Source organism: uncultured Rothia sp. (genome assembly GCF_937976295.1).
Lineage (GTDB): Bacteria > Actinomycetota > Actinomycetes > Actinomycetales > Micrococcaceae > Rothia.
Genome location: NZ_CALJRY010000259.1, coordinates 1 through 2,320 on the forward strand (window position 1 = coordinate 1; position 2,320 = coordinate 2,320).

Below are 2,320 nucleotides of genomic sequence, written 5' to 3' on the forward strand. Positions count from 1 at the left end.
ATTGCTGGCCTGCGCCAATGAGAGCGGATGCTGTAGGGCTCTTCTGGGACGACACGCCGCCGCCCCGCGTCAAGGCCGTCAAGGAGCGCGAGCGCATTGTGCCCCCGGAACCCACGTGGTTGGACCCGGGGTACCTGCCGGGGCTGGAGCAGGCCAAAGCGTGGCCATTCCACAGTTTCACGGACCACGAGCTTACCGAGGCTGTGCTGGAGCAGCAGCCGCTGTTCTTTGACGTGGAGTGCTACCCGAATTACTTCCTGGTCAGCTTCCTGCAGCACAAGACGGGGCGGGTGCTGTGCTTTGAAATGTACGAAGGGCAGCCGCTGGACATTCCTAAACTGCGGTGGGTGATGGGGACGTTCCTTACCGTGGGGTTCAACTCCCTGCGCTATGACTGCCCCATGATTGCCCTGGCGTGCGCAGGTATGGATACGCAGACGCTGTACGAAGCGACGCAAGCCATCATTGTGCACGAGCAGCGCGGGTGGCAGGTGCTGCAGCGGTACGGCCTGCAGCAGCCAAAGTGGAATACCATCGACTTGATTGAGGTGGCCCCCCTGGAAGCGGGTCTGAAGAGTTATGGGGGGCGGGCAAACAGCCCGCGCATGCAAGACCTGCCGTTTTTGCCCGGCACCACGCTGACGGCAGACCAGATGCTGTGCGTGAAGTACTACAACGTGGCGGGGGACTTGACGGCCACGCAGCGGCTGTATGAGGTGCTGGTGCCGCAGCTGGAGCTGCGGGCCAAGATGAGCGCGGAATGGGGGCTGGACCTGCGCAGCAAGAGCGATGCACAGATTGCCGAGGCGATCATTGGCGCGGAGTACACGCGGCACACCGGGCAGCGGCCGCAGAGGGCCGAGGTGGACGCTGGGGGCGTCGTTAGGTACTGGGCACCCCATTACCTACGATACGAAGGTGAACAGCTGCAGGGGCTGCTACAGCAGATTACGCAGGCCGATTTTCGTATTGCCGAGAGCGGTAAGGTGGAAATGCCGGACGTAATGAAGAAGGCCCGCATACGGCTGGGGCGAACCATCTACAAGCTGGGCATCGGCGGCCTGCACAGCATGGAGAAGGGCATGACGCACTATGCCGATGAGGGGCATGTGCTGGTGGACAAAGACGTCACGTCCTACTACCCAAGCATCATTCTCGGCCTGGGCCTGTACCCACCGCAGCTGGGCAAGGATTTCCTCACGGTCTACAAGGGGATTGTGGACCAGCGCGTGCAGGCCAAGAAGAACGGCGACAAGGTAACGGCCGACAGCCTCAAGATTACCATCAACGGTAGCTTCGGCAAGTTCGGCAATCGGCATAGCATCCTGTACAGCCCGCAGCTTCTCATTCAGGTGACGCTGACGGGGCAGCTGTGTTTGCTGATGCTGGCAGAGAGGCTGGAGGCGGCAGGTATCAGCGTCGTGAGCGGGAACACGGATGGTGTGGTTATCAAATGCCCCCGGCACCTGCAGGACACCATGCAAGCCATCACCCACCAGTGGGAGCAGGACACCGGCATGGAACTGGAAGAGACCCGGTACGCGGCGTACATTGCACGGGACGTGAACAATTACATTGCCATCAAAGAGGACGGCAGCACCAAGGAGAAGGGCATCCTGGTGTTCGCGGACGGCAAGAGTGCCCGCAGCCTGCACAAGAACCCGTCCGGCAATGTGGTTATCTACGCCATCCGCAGATGGCTGCTGGAGGGGGTGCCGCTGCGGGACACCATTGATAATCACATGGTGCCGGCCGACTTTTTGTTCGTGCGCAAGGTGAGCGGCGGGTGCGTGAAGGTGTGGGGTGATGGGCGCACGGAGTACCTGGGCGGTAACGTGCGCTGGTATTACGGCACCGACACCGGGAACATGATTTACGCCAAGAACGGCTTCCTGGTGGCGGATACCGAAGGGGCAGTTCCTGCGATGGAAATGCCCCAGGAAATACCCCAGGATCTTAACCGTGACTGGTACTACCAGCGCGCCATTAAGACCCTGGCCACCATGGGCATCAGTTACTGAAGGTGCAGCATGAGGGGCAGTGCCGAGCCCCTGCCACCATCGGCGTTCTGGCTGCGGTAGTTGATGCCGATGAACTTGCCGTTGACCTCGTGCTCACCCCAGCTTTCGCTGTGCGCGGCGGGGTAAGTGAAGCCGTACTGAGTGCCGTTCAGGATGCTGCCGATTTTCCACGTGCCGCTGACCGGGGTGAACTCTACGAAGTAGGTTTCCCCCTTGTTGAATGTCACGGGGGAGTCCCGGAATGTCTGGTTCAGCCACTCCTGCCTTCCAATCTGGTGCGCCCCCTGCGGGTACGTGGT

Annotated in this window: 2 protein-coding genes; one reads left to right on the forward strand and one right to left on the reverse strand. The window is 61.1% G+C overall.

The window, feature by feature from the left end; translation table 11 throughout:
* Positions 1–2,021, forward strand: a 2,021-nt coding sequence (locus Q0216_RS06975; RefSeq protein WP_298594030.1) for a DNA polymerase domain-containing protein, incomplete at its 5' end; no start/stop codon positions are given.
* On the opposite strand, the gene Q0216_RS06980 is transcribed toward Q0216_RS06975, so the two are convergent.
* Positions 2,015–2,320: hypothetical protein (locus Q0216_RS06980; protein WP_298594031.1), on the reverse strand; the 306-nt coding region annotated here is incomplete at its 5' end. The two genes, Q0216_RS06975 and Q0216_RS06980, sit on opposite strands and share 7 nt — an antisense overlap.